The following is a 24431-nucleotide window of genomic DNA, read 5'->3' as shown; positions in this document are numbered from 1 at the left end:
CTATGTCCACTCACCAGTCCCAGGTTACCGGCGGTAATGGCGGCGATGACTCCGCCGGCGACGAGGAGTTTACCTCTACGCAGCTCAGCATCAATACCACCGGTACCGATGAACTTCTCGATGAGATCGACGGGCTGCTAGAAAATAATGCCGAGGAATTCGTGCGCTCCTATGTCCAAAAGGGCGGGCAGTAAGGGTGAGTGACCAGCGCCCTGTCTTTGCCCGACGCATCATGGGCATCGAAACAGAATATGGCCTAGCTACCAGCGCAGGCTCTGAGGAACGCACTATGAGCCCCGATGAAGTAGCGCGTGTGCTCTTTAGGCCCATTGTCCAAAAGCATTCCTCCTCCAATATTTTTTCAACCAATGCCAGCCGCCTTTACCTGGATGTCGGCTCCCATCCCGAGATAGCCACCGCCGAGTGCGACAGTTTGAGCCAGCTTTTGGCCTATGAATGCGCGGGCGATGCCATTGTCAACCGGCTTGGCGAGCAAGCAGAGCAAGCTTTCGCTGCCGAGGGCCACCCGCGTGCGGTGTACCTTTTTAAAAACAACGTGGACTCGGCTGGCAATTCCTTCGGATGCCACGAAAACTATCTCATTAGCCGCCATATGGTCCTCAAGGACTTAGGGCTAGCGCTGTTGCCGTTCCTAATCACCCGTCAGCTCATCTGCGGCGCCGGCATGGTCCAACCCGCTAAGGGCGATAAGCCCGCCCAATTCCTGCTCTCGCAGCGTGCGGACCAGGTGTGGGAAGGCGTTTCTTCTGCTACCACCCGTTCGCGTCCCATCATCAATACCCGCGACGAGCCGCATGGCGATTCCAAACGCTTCCGCCGCATGCACGTCATCGTGGGAGATTCCAATATGGCCGAGCCCACTATGGCGCTGAAAGTAGGTTCAACGCTGCTCATTTTGGAAATGTTGGAGGCCGGATTTGAGCTGCCGGAATATGAGATCGAAAAGCCGATTCACCATATCCGCGCTATTGCGCGCGATATGACGGGATCGACCGAACTACCACTTAGCGGAGGTGGATCAGTCACCGCGCTGGAGGTGCAACAGCAGCTCTGTATGCGCGCAAGCCAATGGCTGGAAGAAAGGGAAGACGCTGGTACCCCTACCGCCGAAATGCGGCGCGTAGTTGATCTCTGGCAACGCACCCTGCGCGCCATTGAGACCCAAGATTTTTCCGAAGTGGACAGGGAAATCGACTGGGTCATTAAACTCGCCCTGCTTGAGCGCTACCGTGCGCGGCTCGGTGGGCAGTGGGACCACCCTAAGCTGGCCCAGATTGATATGACGTATCACGATATCCGTCCTGGACGCGGGCTCTACCATGTACTGCTGCGCAAAGGTCTTATCGATCGCTGGATTGAGGATGCTGATATTGAACGCGCGATGGACACAGCGCCGGCGACCACGCGCGCTGCGCTGCGCGGCCAGTTCTTGGCTACCGCGCGTAACTGTGGCGCCAATGTCACCGTTGATTGGACGCGGCTGAAAGTCAATCGGCCCGAACCGCGAACCGAGGAACTTTTGGATCCCTTCATTGCCCACGATGAACGAGTCGATGCATTGCTAGACTATATGCGTTCACACCACAGCTAGATCCACCATAGAGTCATATCAGGGAGACAACACAGCACGTGGCAGCACACAACCCCACGCCCAAACGGCATGATGAGGCGGTAGAAAGGCTCACCAACCTCTCCTTCGCGCTACAAGGCGCGGCAAACTCCGGCGGTAGCCCTGATCGCAGCGCTGCATGGATTCGTCGCCACGTTGCCGGGTACGGCGATAAGTCGGGCGAGGCTTTTGCCAAGTCCTTGGCGCGCGATATAGCGACCCTCCAACGCGCTGGGGTGCCCATTGTGCATTCCGGTGGTGAGGATGGTGCGCGCTACCGTCTTGACGCGAGTAGTTACCAGCTACCGCCGGTGGAATTTTCTCCGGAAGAGGCCATGGTTTTAGGCATAGCAGGGGGAATGGGTACCACGGGAGGCTTAAGCGATTTCTCTTTATCTGGGTGGACCAAGATTGCTGCCAGCGGCGCCTCGCGCAACCTTTCCGGCGCGCCGGTGTACACAGCAGTCAATGACATCACCCGCCTCGCCCCGGAAGTTATTACCTCTGTCCTCGCTGCGGTGCGCAACCGACTGCGCATTACTTTTTCCTACCGCGCAAACCCGGCCGCTAAGCCAGTACGCCGCGTGATGGATCCTTGGGGAGTGGTCAACCGTGATAGCCACATTTACATCGTGGGTTTCGATGTGGACCGCGGCGCCCCACGTGTCTTTCGTGCGCTTCGTGTCTCCGATATCAAACGCTCACATCATCCTGCAGAACGCACCGTGCCAACAGAGACCTTGCAGGTCTTGGTAGAGCGCGCATTGCAGCGCGGAGAAAAGGTAGACGCGCGGCTTATTATTCCGGTGGGAAAGGCACAGGAGTTAATGGATGCGGGCGAGAAGCAGCCTGATGGCACAGTAATGCTGCGCAACGTGGATAAGGATTGGCTCGTGCGCACAGCGGCCGGGTACGCGCCAGAGGTACAGGTGGTCGAACCTGGCGGGGTGCGCCAGGAGGTCATTTCTCTTCTGCGCGCCGCCGCGCAACGGCAGGAAGGACGCTAGCTATGGCCGATGCATCGCAAAAGCTCCAGGCGCTCGTGCGCTCTTTGAACCTGATTCCTTACTTTAAAAATCACCCCGACAAAACGCCCATGGAAGCGGCTACGGATTTGGGAATGGAGCCCGGTGAGCTGAAGGAGGCCCTCGATCGTCTATTTTGTTCCGGCACGGGCCGCAATACTGAAGATCTCATTGATCTCAGCTTCAGCTACCGCGATGGGGTAACCATCCACAATGATCAAGGCTTAAGCCAAGCTTTGCGGCTTACCCCCACCGAGGCCGGCGCCTTGCTCCTTACCTTAGAGTCCCTGCAGGCCATGCCGGGGCTTATCGATGCCCACGCGGTCGAATCCGCCGCTGCTAAACTGCGCGGCATCATGGATGAAAAGACTGCAGCTATCTACGATTCGCTGTCTACTCCAGCCCCTGAAGAAACGGATATTCAGGCGCTTTTGACCCAAGCGGTCAATGAACGAAAGCGGGTGCGGCTGCGCTACTGGAGTGCTTCGTCTAATGCAGAATCCGAGAGGCTAGTGGATCCGGCGCGCATATTCATCGTTGATTCTGAGCCGTACCTGGCGGCATGGGAAGAAGCAAAGCAAGCCCATCGCACCTTCCGGATCGACCGCATTAGGAACGCTCATATGGAAAAAGAGCAGGCGCAGCCGCACCTGAAGGACCTCGATTTTGATGCCGCTTCACCCTTTAATTTGGGCAACGCGGACACCGTGAAATTAGCAATTCACCAAGAATTCACGTGGCTGGCTGAGTATTACGATATGCGGCTGGGCGAAGACCTGGGAAATGGGGAAATAGCTGCAACGATGCCTATGGGATCAGTAGATTGGCTTATTCGCTTTGCCTTGGGTCAAGCTGATAGGTTGCGGGTAGTGGCTCCTCAATCCGTGGTTAAGCTCATTGCGGAGCGAGGAAATGCCGCTTTGAGCGGCTATACTCAATAGCCAGTTACTTGCCCGTTAACTGCGCCCGCCCGCTGGAAGATTTTCCGGCAGTACCGCTGCTCGGCATGCTGGCGCACTAGTTGAAAGAGGTTTCTCCATGAGCCTAGGACCTATGGAAATCGGCCTAATCGTTCTCGTTATCGTCTTGCTATTCGGTGCAAAGAAGTTGCCGGATCTGGCACGTTCCATGGGCCGTTCCATGCGTATCTTCAAATCTGAGGTTAATGAGATGCAGTCCGAGGATACCCAGCGTTCCCAGGCGCAGGCACAGCTGAACCAGAAGCAGCAGTCCGATGAGGAATTCTGGAATCGACCGGACATGCAGCCGGGCCAGCAGAGCAACACCAACCCTCAGCAGTAAACGCCCCCAGCCCGTCGTTGCGCGAACACCTCTGCAGCGCGTGGATACACTCTCGTAATCCGCGTAGCAGGGAAGTGTTCGCTTCTTTGCGTTGAAAGAGCCATACTGATGTCGCCACAGTCACAGCCTGTTTCTGCCCCGAAGGCAAGCAAGAACGTGAAGGGGAAGCTGCGTTTTTCGCGCAAGCAGAAGAACCCTACCGGGGAGATGACCTTGGTGGAGCACCTGCAGGAGCTTCGCCGCCGCGTCATCATCGCCGTTTTAGCGGTGGTCGTCGGCGCCATCATTGGCTTTATCTGGTACCAACGCGCACCGTTCGGTATCTCCCCGCTGGGTGAGATCCTCCGCGAGCCCTATTGTGCGCTGCCAGCAGACAAGCGCGCCTCTTTCAGTGCGGATGGCGAATGCCGTCTTTTGGCCACCAGCCCTTTTGAAATGCTCCTGCTGCGCTTGAAGGTAGGCGCTCTGGCGGGCACCGTATTGTCCTCGCCGGTGTGGCTATATCAGATTTGGGCCTTCGTAGTCCCTGGCCTCCATAAAAATGAGCGTCGCTACACCTTGAGTTTCGTCTCTGCCGCAGTGGGACTATTCGTTGCTGGCGCCGTGCTCGCGTATTTCATCCTGTCCGTTGGGCTGGAATTCCTCATGGGCATCGGTGAAGAGTACCAAACAGCAGCGCTGACAGGTGAACGCTATTTCTACTTCCTTTTGGCATTGCTGCTGATATTCGGCATCAGCTTTGAAATTCCCCTGCTCATTGTGTCGCTCAATCTTATTGGTGTGCTGGAATATGAGCATGTCAAGGACAAGCGGCGGATCATTATTGTCGTCGTGATGATTTTCGCCGCCTTTGTTACCCCGGGCCAGGATCCCTTCTCAATGGTGGTTTTGGCTGGATCGCTCATCCTTCTCATCGAGATTGCATTCCAGTTCTGCCGCATCCACGATAAGCGCATGCAACGCCAGCGCCCCGAGTGGATGGACCTTGACGACGAGGCTGCTTCACCGCTTGGTGCCGGTCCAGACGCTGTTGGAGGGCCTACTCCCGTCGCGGCGCCAACCCAGGTACACCCTTCGCCCGCTCCTTCTCAGCCGGTTTCTCAACCAGTCCAGCAGGCACAGCGACAGCAGCCGCAGACGTGGACCACCGGCGGCACCGGGACTTCGTCGAACAGCGGCGGCTTTTTCGACGATGTCCTCTAGGCACGGGTAGCCTGGGGAGTCATGACTGAAACTCATCTGGATTATTTTTCTGCAGCCCTGCCATACCCCTTGGATGAGTTCCAGGTTAAGGGATGCCAAGCCGTGGAAGACGGGCACGGTGTGCTGGTGTGCGCGCCGACCGGCGCCGGCAAAACCATTGTGGGCGAGTTCGCAGTATCGCTGGCATTAAGCCGAGGTACCAAGTGCTTTTATACAACTCCCATTAAGGCGTTGAGCAACCAGAAGTATCACGACTTGGTGGAAGAGCACGGTGAGGAAGCCGTCGGCTTGCTCACCGGTGATGTATCGATCAACTCCGATGCAGAGATCGTCGTTATGACCACCGAGGTGCTGCGCAATATGATCTACGCAGAATCCGCAGCACTAGATCGCCTTACCCATGTGGTCATGGATGAAATCCACTTTTTGGCTGATGCTTCGCGCGGCGCAGTGTGGGAAGAGGTAATCCTCAACCTGGCAGACCATGTCTCCATCATTGGTCTATCTGCCACAGTGTCCAATTCGGAAGAATTCGGCGATTGGCTTTCCACTGTGCGTGGCGATACCAACGTCATCGTTTCCGAACACCGCCCAGTTCCGCTCGACCAGTGGATGATGCTGGGACGTAAGATTTATCCGCTTTTCGAGCCCGAATCCGGCGGACAAGTCAACGCCGAGCTAGAGCGTAGAATCCAGCGCCTTGAGGCCGGCGATACCGATGACGGTCGCGCAGACTATAAGTCCGGCAAGGGCTTTCGCGCCCGCGCCCGCCACAAGGGCGGCGGTCGTAGTGAATTCCGCGGAAAGGGAAGGGGACGCTCCGGTGCTTCTCGCCAGCAGGATCGCTATCGCCCCTTGGGCCGTCCGGAGGTACTGAAAGTACTCCAGTCCCAAGACATGCTGCCGGCCATTACCTTCATTTTCTCCCGCGCTGGCTGCGATGGCGCGCTCTATCAGTGTCTGCGCAGCCGCATGGTGCTTACCTCCCAAGAAGAAGCGCAGCAGATCAAAGAAATCGTCGATGCTGGTGTAGAAGGTATCCCCGAAGAAGATCTACAGGTCCTAGACTTCAAGCGCTGGCGCGAAGCCCTTTCCCGGGGCTTCGCGGCACACCATGCAGGTATGCTGCCGGCCTTCCGGCACATCGTGGAAGACCTCTTCGTACGCGGCCTCGTCCGCGCCGTCTTCGCTACCGAAACCTTGGCTCTCGGCATCAATATGCCGGCGCGCACCGTGGTGCTAGAAAAACTCATCAAATTCAATGGTGAGGCCCACGTTGATCTCACCCCCGGCCAGTACACGCAGCTAACTGGCCGCGCGGGGCGTCGCGGCATCGATACCTTGGGCAATGCAGTCGTGCAATGGGCCCCCGCCATGGATCCGCGTCAAGTAGCCGGCCTTGCTTCCACCCGCACTTACCCTCTCATTTCTACCTTCGCTCCAGGCTACAATATGGCAATCAACTTGCTGGGCATGCTTGGGTTCGAAGACTCTCTTCGGTTGTTAGAGAAGTCTTTTGCCCAGTTCCAAGCGGATGGCTCGGTGGTGGAAGAAACCCGTGAAATTGAGCGCGCGGAACATCGAGTACGCGAGCTGCGCAGCCAGCTGGATGATGCCGTGGCGTCGCTAGCACCTCCTGCCAAAGACGGGGAAGATCCCGCCGAGGTACTGATGGACTACGTCCGCCTGCGCCGCGAACTCAGCGCTGAAGAAAAGCAGTCCAAAATCGATAGCGCTAACCAACGCAACCAAGAGGTTATTGCGGTTCTGGGGCGTCTGCAGCTAGGTGATGTTATCGCCATGCCCGGCAAGAAGCGCCCTATTCTCGCTGCGGTTGTCACGCCCGCTAACCAGACCGCGGATCCCCGCCCGTGGATTACCACGGAATCTGGGTGGTCTGGTCGGATCGACGCCGCCGGGATCAATAATCCTCCCATTCAGGTGGGGCGCATTAAAGTGCCGAAGCCGGTACGCAAGAACCCACGGCGCAATACCCGTTACGTGCAGGATGTCTTGCGCCGTGAGCACTTCGATCGCCCCAAGCGGATGAAGTCGCAGCCCCGTACTCGGCCCAATAAGCGGGTAGGGCAGTTGCGCGATCAGCTACGCGCTCATCCCGCGCACGAGTGGCCGGCTACTGATCGCGAGCAGCTGGCGGGCTTGGCACAAAAGCTCGCACGGCGCGAGCGTGACCGAGACAAGCTCCAGTCCAAGGTAAATAAGGCTACAGATACTTTGGGCCGCACCTTCGAGCGCATCGTTGACCTTCTGGCAGAAATGGACTATGTCGAGTTCACCGGGGTAGGTTCCGAACGCACGCCCGTAATTACTGAGGAAGGCGAGCGTCTAGCCAAGATTCACAGCGAATCCGATCTGCTCGTGGCACAGTGCTTGAAGCGCGGGATTTGGGATGAGTTGGATCCTGCCGAGCTTGCCGGCGTTGCTTCTTTGTGCTGTTTCGAAAACCGCAAGGCTACCAGTGGGCAGCCAGAAGCAGCTACCGAGCGCATGGCCGATGCCATGAATGGCACGTGGCGCGTTTATACCGAACTCACCGCCGATGAGCAGCGCCACCGTCTGCCGCCTACCCGTGAGCCGGAGGCTGGTTTCGCCCTGGCCGTCCACCAATGGGCAGCCGGTGCCCCCTTGGGCTATTGCATGGCTGCCGCTAATGAAGCCGGCGCCGAACTTACCCCCGGTGATTTTGTCCGCTGGTGCCGGCAGGTCATTGACCTCCTGCAGCAGGTGGCGAAGACCGGTTATGACGGCGAGATTCAGCGCAATGCCCGTCGGGCTATTGATGCCATTCAGCGCGGTGTGGTAGCCATCGGCGCCTAGAGGCCGCGGCTTGGGCGAGTAGACTCTGGGACATGACTGTTACTCAGACTTTTTCCGCTGATGTCTACGCCCAGCGCCTGCAGGCCGCCCAACAGGCCGCTAAGGACAAGGACATCGATCTACTCCTCATCGGTACGGGTCCAGACTTTGCCTATCTCACTGGCTCCTGGGTTTCCTCGCACGAGCGCCTTACCGTTTTGGTCGTGCCGCAGCAAGGCAATGCGTGGATCGCAGCGCCTAATACCGATATCACCGATATCAAGGCGGCTCCAGTAGGAGAGCTGGATGTAGAGCTAAGGAGTTGGAACGACGGCGATAATCCCTATGAGCTAGCACTAGATGGTGCAGGCGCTGCTCTAAACAATGTGGCCCTGGGGCAGTCGCTGACTGCAGACCACGTCCTGCGTTTTCAGGATCTAATCCCACAAGCCAATTATCAGTTGGCTACCTACGCGCTGGCGGAGCTTTTTACCCGCAAGGATGAAGCTGAGATTGCTGAGCTGCGCAAGGCTGGCCAGGCCATCGATGCGGTCCACGCACAGGTACCAAAACTCCTCCAGCCGGGCCGCACCGAGGCGGAGGTGGCTCAGGAATTGGAAGAGCTCATCTTGCAAGAGCACACCGTTATCGATTTCGTGATTGTCGGCTCGGGCCCGAACGGCGCCAACCCGCACCATAGTTTCTCGGACCGTGTGTTAGCGGAGGGCGAGCCAGTCGTCGTCGATATCGGCGGCACTCTGCCTTCCGGTTACCACTCCGATTGCACCCGCACCTACGTGGTCGGCGGGGAGGTTTCCAAGGCACCGCAGGACTTTCAGGATGCTTATGCCGTGCTTGCCGTCGCCCAAGCAGCCGCCCGCGCTGCAGCCCACCCCGGTAGCACCGCCGCAGAGATCGATGCCATTACCCGCAAGGCAATCGCTGCAGCCGGCTGGGGCGACAACTTTGTCCACCGCACTGGCCATGGCATCGGCCTATCCACTCACGAAGAGCCGTTCATTATGGAAGGCAATGACCTCACATTGGAAGAAGGCATGGCCTTTTCCATTGAGCCGGGCATCTACGTGGAAGGCAAGTGGGGCATGCGTTTGGAGGATATCGTGGTGCTTACTAGCGATGGCTACGAGTCCCTTAACCTAGCTCCGCGTGAAGTCCGTTAAATGGCTGGCGTACTAATCCTCGGTGGCCGCAGTGATATCGGCGGCGAAATAGCTCGGCGGGTGGCTCCCGGTAAGGACATCGTGCTCGCTGCTCGTGGCACCCATGGAATGGACGGTAGAGAACAGCAGTTGCGGGCGGCGGGCGCGCGCAGCGTGCACTTGCTTGATTTCGACGCCGCAGATTTTCCGTCCCATGCTGGCGTTGTCGATCGCGCGATAGAGCTAGCAGGACCTCTGGAGATTGCGGTTGTAGCCTTTGGCATCCTGGGTGACCAGGAGCGAGCGGAACGCGATGCTTCCCACGCGGTCGACATCGCCAAAATTGATTACGCGGCGCAGATTTCCCTGCTCACCTTGGTTTCTGAGCGCATGCAGCGCGGTCACATCATCGCGTTTTCTTCGATCGCAGGGTGGAGGGCCCGTCGAGCGAATTACGTCTACGGTTCTACCAAGGCTGGTCTTGACGCCTTCTGTCAAGGTTTGGCCGACAAGCTGCACGGCAGTCGGCTAGGACTCATTACCGCACGCCCCGGCTTCGTGATTGGCAGCATGACAGAAGGAATGAAACCGGCGCCGCTTTCGGTGCGTCCAGAGGATGTGGCCGAGGCCGTGGTCAGCTGCATAGACCACGATGCACGGCGCGGGAGACCGCGTTCGCGCACCATCTGGATCCCCAGAGCTCTACAGGGCCTAGCGTGGATCATGCGCCTCGTGCCGCGCCCAATCTGGCGGCACATGCCACGCTAGAGTCTGCGATCCTGCTAGTGTGCGCGGAGCAGTGGGGAGTTGATGTCGAAGATGAATCCACGCGGGGCGAGTACGCGCAGAACCACCTCGGCATCGCCCTCAGCGATATTGTGAAAGACTAATCCGCCCCAAGGGGTGACGGTGATGTCTACTTCCAGCTGCCCAATGAGCTGTGCAAACTCGGCTGGAATTGCGCCTTTATGAACGCCTGCGCCCAGATCAACGATGCCCGCAGGCAGATGCTCATCCAGCCAGCCAATGGGGCCGGGTTCTGCCAGGGCGGAGCTTGTGTGTTCCTCGGCCTCCGCGCACTGGAGTGCTTCCTCATAATGACGGGCGGCGGCGTGTGGGGTAAGTGGGGCAGTAGGGGTGTCGACAAGCGGGGAGCGCCCAAGGTACAAAGAACCATCCTTGTCGATGTTTAAGCTCACACCAGCGGCACCCGCGGGCAAGTTATCCTCTTCCGCGATGACTGCAAGACCTGGCCCACCTTCTACCGCACCCAGTTCAGCCGCAATGTCTTGGGCCGCCTGCTTGGCCGCTGCCGATAGGGGTGAGGCCAGCACCGGCACCGTGGCGGCATGTAGATGCAGGCCCTGGAGCCGCCGCTTAAGCGCCTCCGCATCCGTAATTCCGCGCAGCTCGATGGCAGAAAACCGGTCGATGTACACAAATCCATCCGCGCAAGCACTGGCGCATTCTGCCAAAGTTGCCCAATCTGGGGCGTGGGTGCTGCCGCCGGCAACGTGGATGCGGGTGCACGTGCAGTACTGAGGGTCGTCGAAAAGCGCAGGAGTAAACATGCGCACCAGTTTAACCTGCCGCGGCTGCAGCATAGTTCACGAGTGTTGCCAGCGCATTTTCAGTCTGCCTCGTTAAACTGAAGCCATGCCGTTTTTCTATTTTGCTCTCTACATGGTCGCAGAAACCCTGACTTTCTGGGCCGTATCCACATGGATCGGTGTTGGTTGGGCGCTAATCGCGCTCTTTGTCACCATGTTTTTCGGAATGTCCATCGCCGGCATTGAAGTCCGGCGCTTGATGGGAAAGCAGGTCGAGCGCACAGGAGACGGCACTTACGTTGTCCGCGGCGGCAATATGGGCAAGACTGCCAGCAACGTAGGTCTTACCTTGGTAGGCGGCATGTTGCTCTCCTTGCCTGGCTTCCTAACCACGATTCTCGGCGCCCTACTTATTTTCTCGCCCACCCGTGCAATCATCCGCACAGTTATGGCAGCGTCTTTGTACCGCAAGATCGAGAATATGGGTGTCAAGATCTACGAGGCAACCCCGATGGCGCAGCAGCATGACACGTATGGCGATTTTGGCTCCTTCGGCCGCGGACAAGCCGCACACAGCGGGCACCCGAGTACTCAGGACGCTGGCCCACATGAGGTCTTGGATGAGGAAGAGATTCGCCGGTGGACTGAAAACCTAGATCCGGATGACTTTGGCCCTGCCGGTGGCGAGACTAAGGGCGGCAAGAGCTAGTGTTGCCTATCCTTGCCCGCCTTTTAGTGGCGGGCCTTTCTGGTCTGCTTACTTATGCCGCCCTTGAGCCCCGCGGCTGGTGGTGGGCCGCAGTCGCAGGCATGGGCTTGCTCTATGTGAGTTTGATGCCTTGGGGAACTAGGCACGTCTCCGCCCGTCTGGGCGCACTACTCGCGGTAGCGCATTCACTCGTGCTCTATCTTCTCACCTTGCCCTGGATCGGTGAATTGGTGGGAAGCGGGCCGTATATTGCGTTGGCAGTATGGCTTGCGGTTTACGCCATCCTATTGGGCTTTGGCGGCGCCGCGGTGGCACGGTGGAAGTACGGTTTTATTGCTTTCCCGTTCGTCTACCTCGCGGTGGAGGTGCTGCGTTCTTCTCTACCTTTCGGTGGTTTTTCCTGGGTCAAACTGGCTTGGGGGCAAATCGACGGGCCGCTAGCCAAGCTAGCGCCGTGGGGTGGCACCTCGCTTATCACCGTCGCCACAGTACTGTGTGGCTGCGGAATCGCCGCCTTGGTGATTCAACGCGGGTGGAAGGCCAAGGCCGTCGCACTGGTGACAGTTATTCTTCCCCTTGCGACCGCGACGGTAGCGGGCTTGAGCATCAACCGCGACGACTCCATTGTCGGTGAAGCAAAGGTTGCTGCCATTCAAGGAAACGTACCCCGCATGGGCCTAGATTTTGCTGGGCAGCGCCAAGCGGTTCTCAATAATCATGTGGCTGAAACGAAGAAGCTGGCCGCGCGTGACAAGGACATCGACCTTGTCATCTGGCCTGAAAACTCATCCGATATCAATCCTTTCCATGACGGTAGGGCAGCCGCGGCAATCAGTGGTGCCGTTGATGCGATTGATGCCCCCGTTCTGGTTGGCACCGCTACGCGCGATGACGTGGGCGCCCGCAATACAATGCAGGTCTTTGCTCCTGGCCACGCGGTAGGGGACCACCACTATAAGAAGTACCTGCAGCCTTTCGGTGAGACCATGCCGATGCGGGATTTCTTTGCCAAATTTTCTGGCTACGTGGATCTTGCCGGGGACTTCAAACCCGGCGATGGTCCAGGTGTGGTTTCCATGGCGGGCGTGCCGGTAGGCGTGGCAACGTGTTACGAAGTCTCCTTCGACAACGCCTTTAGAGAATCGGTCAAAAATGGCGCACAATTGCTGACTACGCCAACCAATAACGCCACCTTTGGCTACTCGGATATGACTTACCAGCAATTGGCCATGAGCCGGCTGCGTGCGATGGAGACAGACCGTTCCGTGGTGGTGGCGGCAACCTCTGGAGTATCTGCCATTGTTCACCCCGATGGCCGCGTCAGCCAGTCCACGGAAATTTTTACGCCGGCCGCTCTCGTGGAGCAGTTGCCTTTGCGTAGCGGCGAGACCTTTTCCGTTAGGTTTGGTTCGCCCCTGCAATGGCTCATGGTTATTATTGGAACAGTCTGCGCACTGGTAGCTTTGCGCACAAACCGCCTGCGACGCACCCCGCGCCGCTCCGGCACAGATACATACGTAGGAGCATAAACACTGTGAGCACGCTTGAAGCCTCGACCTTGGTCATCATCCCGACCTACAACGAGATCGAAAACCTACCTCTCATTACTGGACGCGTCCGCGCGGCGGTCCCAGAGGTGCATATCCTCATCGTGGACGATAACTCGCCCGATGGCACCGGCGACAAGGCCGATGAGTTCGCAGCGCAGGATGACCATATCCACGTTCTCCACCGCGAAGGCAAGGGTGGCCTGCTAGGCGCCTATATCGCTGGCTTTGAGTGGGGCTTGGAGCGTGATTACCAGGTACTGTGCGAGATGGATGCAGATGGCTCCCACGCGCCGGAGCAGCTGCACTTGCTGCTCGAAGAGGTAGACAAGGGTGCGGACCTAGTTATCGGCTCCCGCTATATTCCGGGCGGCGAGACCGTCAACTGGCCGGCTTCTCGCGAGTACCTTTCCCGTTTGGGCAATATCTACATTTCCGTGGCGCTGGGCGCTGGTCTGTCCGATATGACCGCCGGTTATCGTGCCTTCCGCCGCGAGCTCCTCGAATCCATTGATTTCGACGAGCTATCCAAGGCGGGCTATATCTTCCAGGTGGATCTGGCTTTCCGCGCGGTTAAGGCCGGCTTCGATGTCCGCGAGGTTCCTATTACCTTCACCGAGCGCGAATACGGCGAGTCCAAGCTTGATGGTTCCTTCGTGAAAGATTCCCTGCTGGAGGTAACCAAGTGGGGCGTTGCCCACCGCACGGAGCAGCTGCAGGATTTCGGCGGCGCCGTATCCAAGCTGGTCAATCGTGAGGTCAAGGATGGCTCCATTCACGATCTAGGCGTGCAGGCCCGCAAGGGCGCCGGCTGGGCATCTGACTTCGCCGGGGAAATTGCTCACCTAGCAAAGCACCAGATTGCACAGTTGAAGAAGTAGCCCATGCTTCAACGCTAAAGGCCCGTACCGTCCCTTAGTAAAACTAAGGAGGTACGGGCCTTTGTCTGCGGCAGAACCTTATGAGTTCTTTTGCTGCTGTTCCTGCTGCTCCTTTAGCAGGCGGGCTGCGGAACGGCGACGGGAGCGCAGGTGGTTAATGCGCTCTTCTAGGAGCTCGTCCAGCTCCTCAATGGAGCGGCGCTCACGCAGCATATCCCAGTGGGTACGTGGCGGCTTAGCCGGCTTAGACTCAACGCCTTCACCTTCTACAAGGTGGCCTAGCTTGCCGTTTTTGCACATCCATTCCTCAGGGATTTCAGCATCATCCGCAAAAGGCACCTCATAAATCTCGCCGTCTTCGGTGCGGTACTTCACCATTTGGCGCGGTGCGAGGTCGTGGTCGCGGTCGGTTTCGTAGCTGACTGCGCCCATACGGCTGCCACGGAGTACGCGATCTGCCATGCAACATCATCCTTTTCAAAGAGATCCCTGATTGAGTGCGAAGCAAAACTTCGCCTAAGAGCTACTAATTATAACGAACACCCTCGCGCCTTTGTTCCCAGCCCGCCCAAAATGGACTAAAGTGTATCGGGTGATCCGTACAGCTAGTCGTGAACGCAACGTCGGTTCCTGCCAGTGGTGTGGGAAGGACATTGATCAAGGCGGTAGAGGGCGGCCACGGAAGTTTTGCAGCGCCTCGTGCAAACAGCGGGCGTATGAGCAAAGAAATAATGTTAGTGGCACGGGTATTCCCGCTAACGCTGTGATCCTTACTCCGGAGAAGGCAGAAAGTTTGCGCGACGGACTTTTTGAACTACGTTGTTCCGCAGAAGATATCAATACCGCCGCGGAGGAAGGTGCTAGTGCGCAGGAGCTTGCCGGTTTGTGCGAAGAGCTTGTAGCCCTGGCCCGACGCCTAGAAGGACTTCGATAGAAGATGAAAAAGCTTTTTTATAACCGCAAGCTCGTCATTACCATCTTTGTGGTGCTCATTGTATTGCTCACCGCCGTGGCCATTGGCCCTATGGTGTATTCGCTTCTCAAGGGCGCCGGTGTAAAAACAGAGCCTATTTCCGCCGATGGAGCTAAGGCTGCGTCTACGGAACTAGATGGATCCTGGCAGGTTGCCAAGGGGCGTGCTGATAATCATACCTCGGTTGGTTTTACCTTCAATGAGATCCTACCTGCAGAAAAGACCACTACATCTGGTTCGACTACTGAGGTAACCGGTCAAGCAGAAATTTCTGATTCCACCCTCAAAACCGCGACGGTCACCGTGGATATGGATGAGTTGTCTACGGATAAAAAGGTCCGCGACCAAAATATGAAGTCCAAACTCTTTGAGACGCAACTTTACCCAGAGTCTTCCTTTAAGCTCACCAAACCCGCTTCGCTTGCCGACGTCCCAGATGACGGCACCATTGGCACGGTAAAGCTCACCGGTGACTTGACCATCAAGGATGAGACACACGAGGTTTCCCAAGACTTTGACGTTCTCCGCGACGGGGATAACATCGTCATCGGCGGCACCGTTCCAGTTAATCGCCTTGATTATGGCGTAGAAACCCCGGAAATGTTGGCCGCAAAGGTCGAGGAAAAGGGCGAGGTCAATCTTCGCATTTCCTTCAAGAAGGACTAATAAGGACTAGCCTATGAACACCCGCCAAATGATCCCGTTTATGTGGCTGCGCCTTCTTATAGTCATCGGCTTTACCATTTTCGTAGCCGTTCAACACATGTGGGTCATCGTAGCGATTTCTGCCTGCTTGGCGCTTTTGACAATATGGCAGCTGTGGAGTGCTTACCGTAATCGTTAAATAAGACATCCAAAGCGAACGGTAGTTGCCCCGAATATCGTCAATGTGACGTTATATGGTGGTGTGGTTGCATGCTCCAGTAGGGTGTATTTTTGCCGAAATCCACCCGTCCGACCACACATCGGGACCCACACGCCATAGATGGCTGACGCCCGTGGCACGGAGGGGCTCAATAGTGCTTAATAGTTAAGGCGCCTGGCGTCACAGGGGCAGACTGCATACCGGCGACCCTCGATAGGATTAGTCAGCCAGCTTGGCGGACCAGTGGCCACTGGAGTGTATCGCGGCAACTGGGCGACATCGCAAAGCAGAGCTTCACAGCAGAAGGCGGTGCGAAGATAGTCGCCGCAATAAAAGGAGCAAGCGGGGATTCTGATAAGACCGACTAGAAGGCTCGAGGTATGCCAAGGTATAAATAAGGAACTGCCCCAACCATGGATAAATGTCCGATAATGTACATTATGTCATTTAAACTAGGGGTGGCATTCCCCCCTTTTAGTTCCTGACTCCATACATTGATACTTGGACCCCGCCTCTATTGTTCGCTCCTGACAACACGCGCCCGAATGAAGCTTTCCAAATATGACATTCCTTCACGAAGATTGGTCTCTCGTCATTATTCTTGCCGCGGGCGACTTCTTTCTCGGCTTGGTCTCTCGTAGCACATGCGGCCTTAAGCTCTGGATCGAATTCTGCGCTCGACGGATCCGATCCCTGCGCGTGTCCACCTCTAAATACGATGTAAACCACTTCCGGATGGTGTTCTTCATCCAGTGGACCGTTCCACCCACGCAGGCATGTCTCTTCAGTCCAACAGGTCACCCCTGAGCGGTCTACGCATTGCCCCATGGCTTTTTCTTGGGCGCGCGTCAGCGCAACCCCTGCAAAGGACTCATCAAATGAATCGTCTTTCCGCGCAAATAATACGAAGATCCGCGCGGTGCTTTTCTTTTGCTTCTTCGTATCCATGCCCCACATCTTCTCACCCGGCTATCGGTTAGTTTTCAACTAAAATGCACACTAGCGCATATAAAGGCCAAGCAGGTCTCTATCAGGGGCGATTCCAAGTCGGCGAACGGACCTGATCACTACTGGGTGCGTAAAATCGGCATTATGACGATTCAGCATGTAGTAGATAAGCCTTCCCGCGCAGCGCTCTTCTTGGTCCTTGAGATCAAGGATGGCGGCGAGCAATCCACCCGCGATATGCTTTCGGGGTTCGCTGGACTGTTTAAGTCCGTAAACTTCCGTTATAACGACGGCGAGCTTTATACCGTAGTCGGCATTGGCGCCTCCATGTGGCCGCGTTTGACCAGCGCACCCCTTCCTAATCGGCTAAAGGAATTCGAGGCAATTGACGCAGCGCACAAGGCCCCAGCAACGCCAGGCGATATTCTGTTGCACTTCCGCGCTAATAGCTACGATCTCTGCCACGAAATGGCCCGGCAGGTTTTAGACCAACTGGGTGATGCTGCAACGGTCATCGATGAGACCCACGGGTTTAAATACCTTGACCAGCGCGACCTGCTTGGCTTTGTAGACGGCACCGCCAATCCCCTCGCCGAGGAAGCTTTGGATACCGTGCTGCTTGACGACGCCGCCGATTACCCCCGTGGCTCCTATGTCACCGTACAAAAATATATCCACGACCTCGACAAGTGGAACGAGCTGAGCACCGAAGAGCAAGAAAAGGTCATTGGTCGCACAAAGGCTGACGATATCGAGCTCGACGATGGTATTAAGCCTTCCAATTCTCACGTTGCTCTCAACGACCTTGAGGAAGATATCTACCGCGAGAATATGGTCTTTGGTTCTTTTGCTGCTGGTGAGATGGGTACTTACTTCATCGGCTATGCAAAGGATCCAGAAAACGTCATGGAACGTTTGCGCAATATGTTCATCGGCAAGCCGGAGGGGAACTACGACCGCATTCTAGACTTCTCCACCGCTCTTACTGGCACCAACTTCTTTGTGCCCAGCGCGGACCTGATGAAAAACTTCGACGAGCTGCCGCCCGCCTAGCGGCGTCCCCCACGGTTGCGGTGGGCCAATCCAAATTGCACCGCATCAATCATTCCGAGCGTCATTAAGGCCTCGCGGAGGGCAAATTGGAAGGTCCACAGGCGGCGGAATACTGGGTCGAACCCAGCCGCCGCGGCCTCCCGCAGGTGCCCATCAAAAAAGGATCGTTGCTGACGCAAAGATTCTAGGTAGTGCGTCCCCACGTGTGTTTCCGATACGATGCGCAGGTTCGAGTTCTTATCGACGAGCTGGTGCAGCTCCGCAGTAAGCGGATAGTCCAGTGCAGGCCACACATATGCCCGCAAGGCCTGAATCGAGGCCTTTCCGGCGTCGGTCATTGCTTCGGTCGCCACAAGGGACTGAATTCCTGCACGGCCATTAGGGGTTAAGAACCGGTCGACTGCGCGAATATACTCTTTGCGCTCCTGCGGGCTAAGCTGTTCTACCTTTTCCACGGTGACGATTGCGTCATAGTGTCCGCGCCATTGCTTGGGATTTGGGACAACCCCGGGAATGCGTTCCACATGGATGGAATCATCTGCCCCCTCGAGCACGAGTGCCTCACGCATGTGACTTATCTGATCTACATCGCTGGTCAATACGTCTACCGTTGCGCGCCGCTTGGTCGCGCGCATGGCAGGCTGCATTCCAGCGGCCGGGTACACTAATAGGTGGGTTCCGGCGCCGGTGCGAGTGACGTCGAGAAGCCAGTCCGCTGCGCGGCGCTGGGCATCGCCCAAATCGTCTCTGTCCACACTCGTGGGCTCGCTTAGCGTCGTGACATCCACGAAGTGGCTTTTCGGTTCCTTGCGGCCGGCCTTGGGGCTATAGCTTTCTACTGTCTCCCTAATGGTCGTCGGCACACCGCTAGAAAAGATGCCACCCACATGGCTTAAACCATCACCGGAATAGAGCCGGACCAACTCCATCGGCAACTCCCCTGGCTCCGAATTGCCGGTGTCTAGCATCTTGGCCTTGGGAAGATATCCCACCCCCAGCAACCGCCCAAGCACTTTTACCAGCTGGGAGGACGAGCTGACGGACCACTCTCCTGCCATAAAGCTTTCTGCGAACCCCAGCCATCCACTGGCGGCGATTCGTTCAAACAAAGCATCGTGTCCGACCTTGAGATCTGGTCCGCCCTCTACTTCCAAGTCGAGTTCCAATCCGGCGTCATCGCAAGCCTTGGCAAATTCAGCCTCTGCACGGCGAGCCTTTAAACCAGGCCAACGAGATGAAGGGACTGTAGCCACATTGGGCCAGGAATCTGCATCGATGGAGCTCAAATGCTCGGGGCGGATAAAGCTCATAATGCCAGGTGCGCTCCTTGGTGGGCGGAGGAAGTCACTATCGGCAATTACCTTAGTCAGCTTGGCACGCACCTCGGCTTAGGCGCTCCGCACAGGCGCAATGGTTCCTGCCGCGAAAATATTAACGATGCACGGAAGTTTATCAGTCAATGAGTATGCACGTTCTGTTAGAAGTGTTTACACTGAATGGGTACAAAACATTAGCTTTCTTGAGGAAGGTCGCAATAAATCCATGACTGATACCGCTTATCGTCCCAATGGTGGCCGTCACCACGTTGTCGTGGTTGGCGCTGGCTTCGGTGGTCTCAACACCGTCCAGAAGCTAAAGAACGCCGATGTAGAAATCACTCTCATCGATAAGAAGAACCACCACCTGTTCCAGCCGATGCTGTACCAGGTAGCAACAGGCATGATTTCCGCCGGTGAGGTGGCCCCGTCCACCCGCCAGCTGCTGCGCGATCAGGATAATGTTCACTTCGTCAACGCCGAGGTTACCGATATCAACCTGGCTGACCAGACCGTCACTGCCGAGCAGGATGAGTTCTCCCGCACTTACGCATATGATTCCCTGGTGGTTGCAGCGGGCTCCGGTCAGTCCTATTTTGGCAACGACCATTTTGCCGAGTTCGCCCCAGGCATGAAGACCTTGGACGATGCCCTCGAGCTGCGCTCTCGCATCATCTCCGCATTTGAGAAAGCTGAGCTTACCGACGACCCAGCGGAGCGCGAGCGCCTGCTTACCTTCATCATCGTTGGTGCTGGCCCAACCGGCGTCGAGCTGACCGGCCAGATTGCCGAACTAGCAAACCACACCCTCAACGATGTCTACTCCAACTACGGGACCACCTCCGCCAAGATCTACTTGCTTGACGGCGCCCCACAGGTACTGCCGCCATTTGGCAAGCGCTTGGGCCGCAAGGCACAGCGCACCTTGGAAAAGGAAGGCGTACAGGTTCACCTCAACGCCATGGTGACCGATGTGACCGCGGATACCGTCACTTATAAGGACATGAAGACCGAGGAAGAGACCACCCTGACGGGTGCTACCAAGATCTGGTCCGCCGGTGTGGCCGCTTCCCCACTGGGCAAGATGGTGGCCGAGCAGGCTGGCGTCGAGGCAGACCGCGCTGGTCGTGTCTCCGTGAACGAGGACCTGACCGTGGGCGAGCACAATAACGTCTACATGGTCGGTGACATGATCTCCCTCAACCGCCTGCCTGGCCTCGCACAGGTTGCTATTCAGGGTGGCGCGCACGTCGCTAAGCTCATTCAGGCAAAGGTGGACGAGGAGTCTACCGCCAATGAGAAGGAAGCCTTTGATTACTTTGACAAGGGCTCCATGGCAATCGTCAAGCGCTTCAACGCCGTCGTCAAGCTGGGCAAGACCGAGTTCGGTGGCTTCGCTGGCTGGGTAGCTTGGCTGGGCCTGCACCTGACTTATGTGATTGGCCTGCGCAGTCGCCTGGCAGTGCTGGTGAACTGGGCAACCAATATTCTTTCCCGTGACCGCGGCAACCTAGAAATCACCACTCAGCAGCGCATCGCGCGCAACATCATTAACAAGAACGAGAAGTAATTACTCCTCGATCGCATCGCCGCTCTCCTGCCTCAATGCAGGGCAAGGGCGGCGATTTTCTATTTTCCTGTCGTTACTCATTGATAGCGATAGCACCACCCCAACTGGGCACTGGAGCGCCGATTTTCGCACATAGTTTCCGTGACCTTTGTTAGGCTGAGAAACGCAACATGGGGTGCCGCACACAGTGCGGCTGAGAAATACCCATCGAACCTGCACTCAGTTAGAACTAGCGAAGGGATAGTTGTGGGATATAGTTTTCTCCGCGCGCACGATGCCGTGCGCGAGTCCACACCACTTATTCAATGTTTGACCAATAAGGTCGTTTCCAACGTCACCGCCAACGCCCTCTTGGCCGTTGGCGCCAGCCCGGCGATGGTTGATACTCCGGAGGAATCCCGCGAGTTTGCACAGGTAGCCGGCGGTGTTCTCATCAACTGTGGCACGCCTAGCTCCGAACAATACGGCGGCATGCGCGAGGCCATCGCGGGTGCGAATGCCGCACAGACCCCCTGGGTACTCGATCCGGTAGGTGCCGGCGGTCTCTCCAACCGCACCAAGTTCATGCATGAGGTGCTGCCCCTTGGCCCAGGGGCGATCCGCGGTAATGCTTCAGAAATCATTGCGCTCGCGGGTACCGGACAGGGCGGCCGCGGTGTCGAATCTACTGATGAAGTAGAAGCCGCGTTAGATTCCGCACTAGCGCTTTCCCAGAACACTGGCGCCGTAGTAGCCATTTCCGGCCCACGCGATCTTATCGTCCACGCAGGTGAAACCACGCGCGCTGCCTATCTGCACTCCGGTCATCCGATGCTCCAAAACGTCATTGGTACTGGTTGTTCACTCGGTGCTATCTGCGCAGCATATTTGGCGGCGTGGGAGGATCCTTTCGAAGCAATCATCGCGGCCCACGCACACGTGGGAGCCGCAGGCAGCGTGGCAGCTGAAAAGCACCACGCGCCAGGCTCCTTTGCCGTTGCTTGGCTGGACGCGCTCTACGATGTCCCGACGGCGGACATCGAGGGACTAATCAAGCTCACAGACGTCGAAGGGGTTTAAATGGCAATCGACTGGTCGCTTTACCTTGTCACAGATCCAGATCTGGCAGGCGGGCGAGAAAACGTGGTTCGCATCGTGAAGGAAGCTGTACGCGGTGGGGTTAGCGTCGTCCAGCTGCGGGATAAGGAAACTAGTGATGAGCAGATTGAACACACCGCCCGCGAGCTGCTGGCCGTGCTCGGAAATGTTCCGCTTTTTATCAATGACCGCGTGGAGGTAGCAGCAAAACTCGGCTGCCATCTACACATTGGTCAAGGTGACATGGCCTTCCGTGAAGCCCGAGGGATGCTGTCCGATGAGCAACTTATCGGCTTGTCCATTGGCAATCACGCCGAACTTGCTGCCATGTCGGATGACGCCCGCCCGGATGTCATCGGTATCGGCCCTGTGTATTCGACGAACACGAAGAAGAACGCCCCGGCGGGGATGGGGCCAGATGCAGCAGCAGCCCTCGCCCGCGCCGCACGGGAACGCGGCATTGATTCCGTCGCCATCGGCGGCATTAAAGACCATAACGCGCACGAGCTGGCGGGAAGCGACTTTGCCGGCATTTGCGTAGTCAGCGACATCATGGCGGCCGCAGACCCTGCAGCAGCCGCCGGCCGACTAAAGGAGGCTTTTCATGCCTAAAGGTATCTATCCCCGAGTACTGTCCATCGCGGGTACAGACCCCACGGGCGGAGCGGGCATCCAGGCTGACCTAAAATCCATTGCCGCTGCGGGCGGATATGGCATGAATGTGGTAACAGCCTTGGTAGCCCAAAACACCCAGGGCGTCCGCAGCGTACATGTCCCGCCAGTGGAATTTCTGCAAGAGCAGCTAGAAGCAGTCATTGACGATGTGGAGATAGACGCGGTAAAGATTGGCATGCTTGCTGACGTCGCCATTACCGCCAAGGTCGCAGATTTCCTACGTCGCCTGCCGGAGGATGTTCCCGTGGTCTTGGATCCGGTCATGGTGGCTACCAGCGGGGATAGGCTGCTGGAGCAGGAAGCCGAACAGGCCGTGCGAGATCTGTGTTCCCGGGTGGATATCATCACCCCAAACTTGAAAGAATTGGCTGTTCTCACCAACACCGAGGAGGCAGGCGACCTCGAGCAGGCCATCGCCACCGCTAAACAATGGGCGAAGGAAGCTTCTACTGCGGTTGTGGTCAAGGGCGGTCACCTCGATTTCGATATCGCAGACAATGCGGTAGTGAATCCGGATGGGTCCGTTCACCGCGTCTCCTCGAGCCGGGTGGACACGAAGAATACGCACGGCACGGGTTGCTCCCTCTCCTCTGCTCTGGCTACCCGGCTTGGAGCCGGCGATAGCCACACCGCAGCGCTTACGTGGTCCACCCACTGGCTGCACGAAGCCATTGTTCACGCGGATGCGCTCCAGGTGGGCAAAGGGCACGGTCCCGTGGACCACCTGCACCGCTCGCAGCGCCTGATGCGGGCGGCCTCTACCCTGCCGCAGCCCTACCTGTCCGGCAGCTTGAAGGAACCAGAAAACGTCGAGCAGCCCCGCGTTCCTGCGGCCGGACCACACACGCAACGTCTGTGGAACCTGGCGGGAAATCACTGGGAGGCTATCAAGGCTCTGCCCTTTATTCGGGCATTGGGAACGGGCGCTTTGGATAAAGAAGCCTTTGGGTTCTATCTTGACCAAGATGCCCAGTACCTCAACGCCTACTCCAAGGCCTTGGCGCGCCTAGCCAGCCTAGCCCCTGCAGCGGCACAGCAACTGCACTGGGCCGAAGGAGCGCATGATTGCTTGGCGGTTGAGGCCGAGCTACACCGCGGCTGGCTCCAAGAGGGCATCACTACCGCAGCTTCTAGGGTTACTAGCGCCTATACGGACTTCCTTATCCGTTCAACTCATACGGATGACTACGTGGTAGGTGCTGCGGCGGTATTGCCCTGCTACTGGCTTTATGCAGAGGTAGGCCTACACCTCGCAGATTTCGATTCCCCAGAACATCCCTATCACTCCTGGCTTTCCATGTACGGCGGTGAAGACTTCCTCAACGGAGTCCGCGCCAGCCTCGACGTTGTCGAGCAGGCTCTCAGCGGGGCGGATGAGCGCACTCGTACACGGGCCGAGCGCGCCTACATCACAGCGAGCCACCATGAGGTAGATTTCTTCGACCAAGCCGATAGGCGCTTTTAGGCCAGAAGGTCCGACCCCGGACGCGAAAGGACGGCGACGAGGAAGGTGGAATGCTCCGAGAATAGCTTCATGTCCCACGAGGAGAAGGTGAAGTCGACTCGGTAGCCCACCTTCTGCGCCATATCGAGGAAGTCGGAGAACTCCCAGCCCCGGCCCTCGCCGAAGCCGGTGACCAGGCGACCACCTGGTTTGAGAGAGTTAAAGATATTGCGCAAAGCGGGCTCGCGGCCTTCTCTTGCTAGAAAGCCCATCACATTGCCGGCAGACACGGCGATATCAAAGGGGCCTTCCGGCACCTCTTGCTCGCACAGGTCTCCAACGAACCAATGTCCGTCCGGAAAGTCGTGCTCTGCGTGCTCGATAAGAATGGGATCTACGTCGACTCCCACGACGCTGTGGCCGCGGCGAAGCAATTCGCCACCGACTCGGCCAGTGCCACAACCGGCGTCGAGGATGGTGGAGTTGCGCTCGACCATGGCATCAATAAGCCGGGCCTCGCCATTGATGTCCTTGCCTTGTGCGGCAAGCAGCTTCCATTTGCGGGCAAAATTATGGGAGTGCTCGGGATTAGCTTCGGTTACTTCTTTCCACGTAGGCATAGATTCGATTATATTACCCGCCTTCGGTGTAAGATTTACCCGCTGCATAAAATCGCCGTCGAATTT

At 57.4% G+C, this 24431-nt stretch carries 25 protein-coding genes; 20 read left to right on the top strand and 5 right to left on the bottom strand.

Features of this window, described 5'->3' with window-relative positions; genetic code table 11:
• Positions 1-2: 2 nt before the first annotated feature.
• From MHK04_RS07375 to MHK04_RS07335, 9 genes are all read left to right on the top strand, one after another.
• Complete coding sequence (locus MHK04_RS07375) at positions 3-194, top strand: ubiquitin-like protein Pup (protein WP_005324778.1); 192 nt, start codon at positions 3-5, stop codon at positions 192-194.
• Between the two features lie 38 nt (positions 195-232).
• A complete protein-coding gene (gene pafA / locus MHK04_RS07370) occupies positions 233-1612 on the top strand; it encodes a Pup--protein ligase (protein ID WP_275434392.1) in 1380 nt (459 codons plus the stop codon).
• Between the two features lie 38 nt (positions 1613-1650).
• Positions 1651-2637 (top strand): helix-turn-helix transcriptional regulator, encoded by a 987-nt coding sequence (locus tag MHK04_RS07365; protein ID WP_239208355.1) that lies wholly within the window; start codon positions 1651-1653, stop codon positions 2635-2637.
• Positions 2638-2639: 2 nt separating this feature from the next.
• Entirely contained in the window at positions 2640-3596 is a 957-nt protein-coding gene (locus tag MHK04_RS07360) for a helix-turn-helix transcriptional regulator (protein ID WP_239208354.1), read from the top strand.
• Positions 3597-3693: 97 nt separating this feature from the next.
• Complete coding sequence (tatA, locus tag MHK04_RS07355) at positions 3694-3957, top strand: Sec-independent protein translocase subunit TatA (RefSeq protein ID WP_239206021.1); 264 nt, start codon at positions 3694-3696, stop codon at positions 3955-3957.
• Positions 3958-4065: 108 nt separating this feature from the next.
• Positions 4066-5160 carry a twin-arginine translocase subunit TatC gene (gene tatC, locus MHK04_RS07350; protein ID WP_239208353.1) on the top strand — a complete coding sequence of 365 codons (1095 nt, stop codon included), beginning with the start codon at positions 4066-4068 and terminating at the stop codon, positions 5158-5160.
• Positions 5161-5181: 21 nt separating this feature from the next.
• On the top strand, positions 5182-7998 hold the full coding sequence (locus tag MHK04_RS07345; RefSeq protein ID WP_239208352.1) for a DEAD/DEAH box helicase: 2817 nt from the start codon (positions 5182-5184) through the stop codon (positions 7996-7998).
• 32 nt (positions 7999-8030) lie between these two features.
• A complete protein-coding gene (locus MHK04_RS07340) occupies positions 8031-9158 on the top strand; it encodes a M24 family metallopeptidase (RefSeq protein WP_239208351.1) in 1128 nt (375 codons plus the stop codon).
• Complete coding sequence (locus tag MHK04_RS07335; protein WP_023021562.1) at positions 9159-9905, top strand: SDR family oxidoreductase; 747 nt, start codon at positions 9159-9161, stop codon at positions 9903-9905.
• Between the two features lie 14 nt (positions 9906-9919).
• Here the strand turns inward: MHK04_RS07335 and MHK04_RS07330 are convergent, their stop codons facing one another.
• The gene (locus MHK04_RS07330; protein WP_239208350.1) at positions 9920-10708 is read right to left on the bottom strand and encodes a precorrin-3B synthase; all 789 of its coding nucleotides are present in this window, start codon (positions 10706-10708) and stop codon (positions 9920-9922) included.
• 85 nt (positions 10709-10793) lie between these two features.
• Between MHK04_RS07330 and MHK04_RS07325 the strand changes: the two genes are divergently transcribed.
• The 3 genes from MHK04_RS07325 to MHK04_RS07315 are packed head-to-tail and all read left to right on the top strand — an operon-like array spanning position 10794 to position 13824.
• Entirely contained in the window at positions 10794-11396 is a 603-nt protein-coding gene (locus tag MHK04_RS07325; protein ID WP_023021564.1) for an FxsA family protein, read from the top strand.
• The gene (lnt, locus tag MHK04_RS07320) at positions 11396-12925 is read left to right on the top strand and encodes an apolipoprotein N-acyltransferase (protein ID WP_239208349.1); all 1530 of its coding nucleotides are present in this window, start codon (positions 11396-11398) and stop codon (positions 12923-12925) included. The genes MHK04_RS07325 and lnt overlap by 1 nt, the downstream gene beginning before the upstream one ends.
• 5 nt (positions 12926-12930) lie before the next feature.
• Positions 12931-13824 (top strand): polyprenol monophosphomannose synthase, encoded by an 894-nt coding sequence (locus tag MHK04_RS07315; protein ID WP_023021566.1) that lies wholly within the window; start codon positions 12931-12933, stop codon positions 13822-13824.
• Positions 13825-13902: 78 nt separating this feature from the next.
• Here MHK04_RS07315 and MHK04_RS07310 read toward each other — a convergent pair whose 3' ends face one another.
• Positions 13903-14286: an RNA polymerase-binding protein RbpA gene (locus MHK04_RS07310; protein ID WP_023021567.1), complete on the bottom strand. Its 384-nt coding sequence runs from the start codon at positions 14284-14286 to the stop codon at positions 13903-13905.
• Positions 14287-14416: 130 nt separating this feature from the next.
• On the opposite strand from MHK04_RS07310, the gene MHK04_RS07305 reads away from it, so the two are divergent.
• Genes MHK04_RS07305 through MHK04_RS07295 form a run of 3 tightly spaced genes read left to right on the top strand, consistent with a single transcriptional unit; the run spans position 14417 to position 15641 of the window.
• Entirely contained in the window at positions 14417-14758 is a 342-nt protein-coding gene (locus tag MHK04_RS07305) for a hypothetical protein (protein WP_034655353.1), read from the top strand.
• Positions 14759-14761: 3 nt separating this feature from the next.
• Positions 14762-15463, top strand: a complete 702-nt coding sequence (locus tag MHK04_RS07300) for a YceI family protein (protein ID WP_239208348.1) — start codon at positions 14762-14764, stop codon at positions 15461-15463.
• Between the two features lie 13 nt (positions 15464-15476).
• Positions 15477-15641, top strand: coding sequence for a hypothetical protein (locus tag MHK04_RS07295; RefSeq protein ID WP_023021569.1), 165 nt, complete (start codon positions 15477-15479; stop codon positions 15639-15641).
• A gap of 495 nt (positions 15642-16136) precedes the next feature.
• Here the strand turns inward: MHK04_RS07295 and MHK04_RS07290 are convergent, their stop codons facing one another.
• Positions 16137-16610 (bottom strand): hypothetical protein, encoded by a 474-nt coding sequence (locus MHK04_RS07290; protein WP_239208347.1) that lies wholly within the window; start codon positions 16608-16610, stop codon positions 16137-16139.
• 144 nt (positions 16611-16754) lie between these two features.
• Here MHK04_RS07290 and MHK04_RS07285 point away from each other — a divergent pair, with 144 nt between their 5' ends.
• Complete coding sequence (locus MHK04_RS07285) at positions 16755-17663, top strand: Dyp-type peroxidase (protein WP_239208346.1); 909 nt, start codon at positions 16755-16757, stop codon at positions 17661-17663.
• On the opposite strand, the gene MHK04_RS07280 is transcribed toward MHK04_RS07285, so the two are convergent.
• A complete protein-coding gene (locus tag MHK04_RS07280; RefSeq protein ID WP_239208345.1) occupies positions 17660-18973 on the bottom strand; it encodes an SAM-dependent methyltransferase in 1314 nt (437 codons plus the stop codon). The genes MHK04_RS07285 and MHK04_RS07280 overlap by 4 nt on opposite strands.
• 232 nt (positions 18974-19205) lie before the next feature.
• On the opposite strand from MHK04_RS07280, the gene MHK04_RS07275 reads away from it, so the two are divergent.
• The 4 genes from MHK04_RS07275 to MHK04_RS07260 all read left to right on the top strand — a co-directional run bounded on the left by MHK04_RS07275 (position 19206) and on the right by MHK04_RS07260 (position 23766).
• Positions 19206-20549, top strand: a complete 1344-nt coding sequence (locus MHK04_RS07275; RefSeq protein ID WP_239208344.1) for an NAD(P)/FAD-dependent oxidoreductase — start codon at positions 19206-19208, stop codon at positions 20547-20549.
• A gap of 246 nt (positions 20550-20795) precedes the next feature.
• Positions 20796-21608 carry a hydroxyethylthiazole kinase gene (thiM, locus tag MHK04_RS07270; RefSeq protein WP_239208343.1) on the top strand — a complete coding sequence of 271 codons (813 nt, stop codon included), beginning with the start codon at positions 20796-20798 and terminating at the stop codon, positions 21606-21608.
• Entirely contained in the window at positions 21609-22238 is a 630-nt protein-coding gene (gene thiE, locus MHK04_RS07265) for a thiamine phosphate synthase (RefSeq protein WP_239208342.1), read from the top strand.
• Complete coding sequence (locus tag MHK04_RS07260; protein ID WP_239208341.1) at positions 22231-23766, top strand: bifunctional hydroxymethylpyrimidine kinase/phosphomethylpyrimidine kinase; 1536 nt, start codon at positions 22231-22233, stop codon at positions 23764-23766. The genes thiE and MHK04_RS07260 overlap by 8 nt, the downstream gene beginning before the upstream one ends.
• Here MHK04_RS07260 and MHK04_RS07255 read toward each other — a convergent pair.
• A complete protein-coding gene (locus MHK04_RS07255; RefSeq protein ID WP_239208340.1) occupies positions 23763-24365 on the bottom strand; it encodes a class I SAM-dependent methyltransferase in 603 nt (200 codons plus the stop codon). The two genes, MHK04_RS07260 and MHK04_RS07255, sit on opposite strands and share 4 nt — an antisense overlap.
• Positions 24366-24431: the final 66 nt, after the last annotated feature.

The sequence above is a fragment of the Corynebacterium nasorum genome, from assembly GCF_022345765.1.
GTDB lineage: Bacteria > Actinomycetota > Actinomycetes > Mycobacteriales > Mycobacteriaceae > Corynebacterium > Corynebacterium kefirresidentii.
Note: the sequence above shows the minus strand (reverse complement) of the source record. Positions and strands in the feature narration are given on the sequence as shown.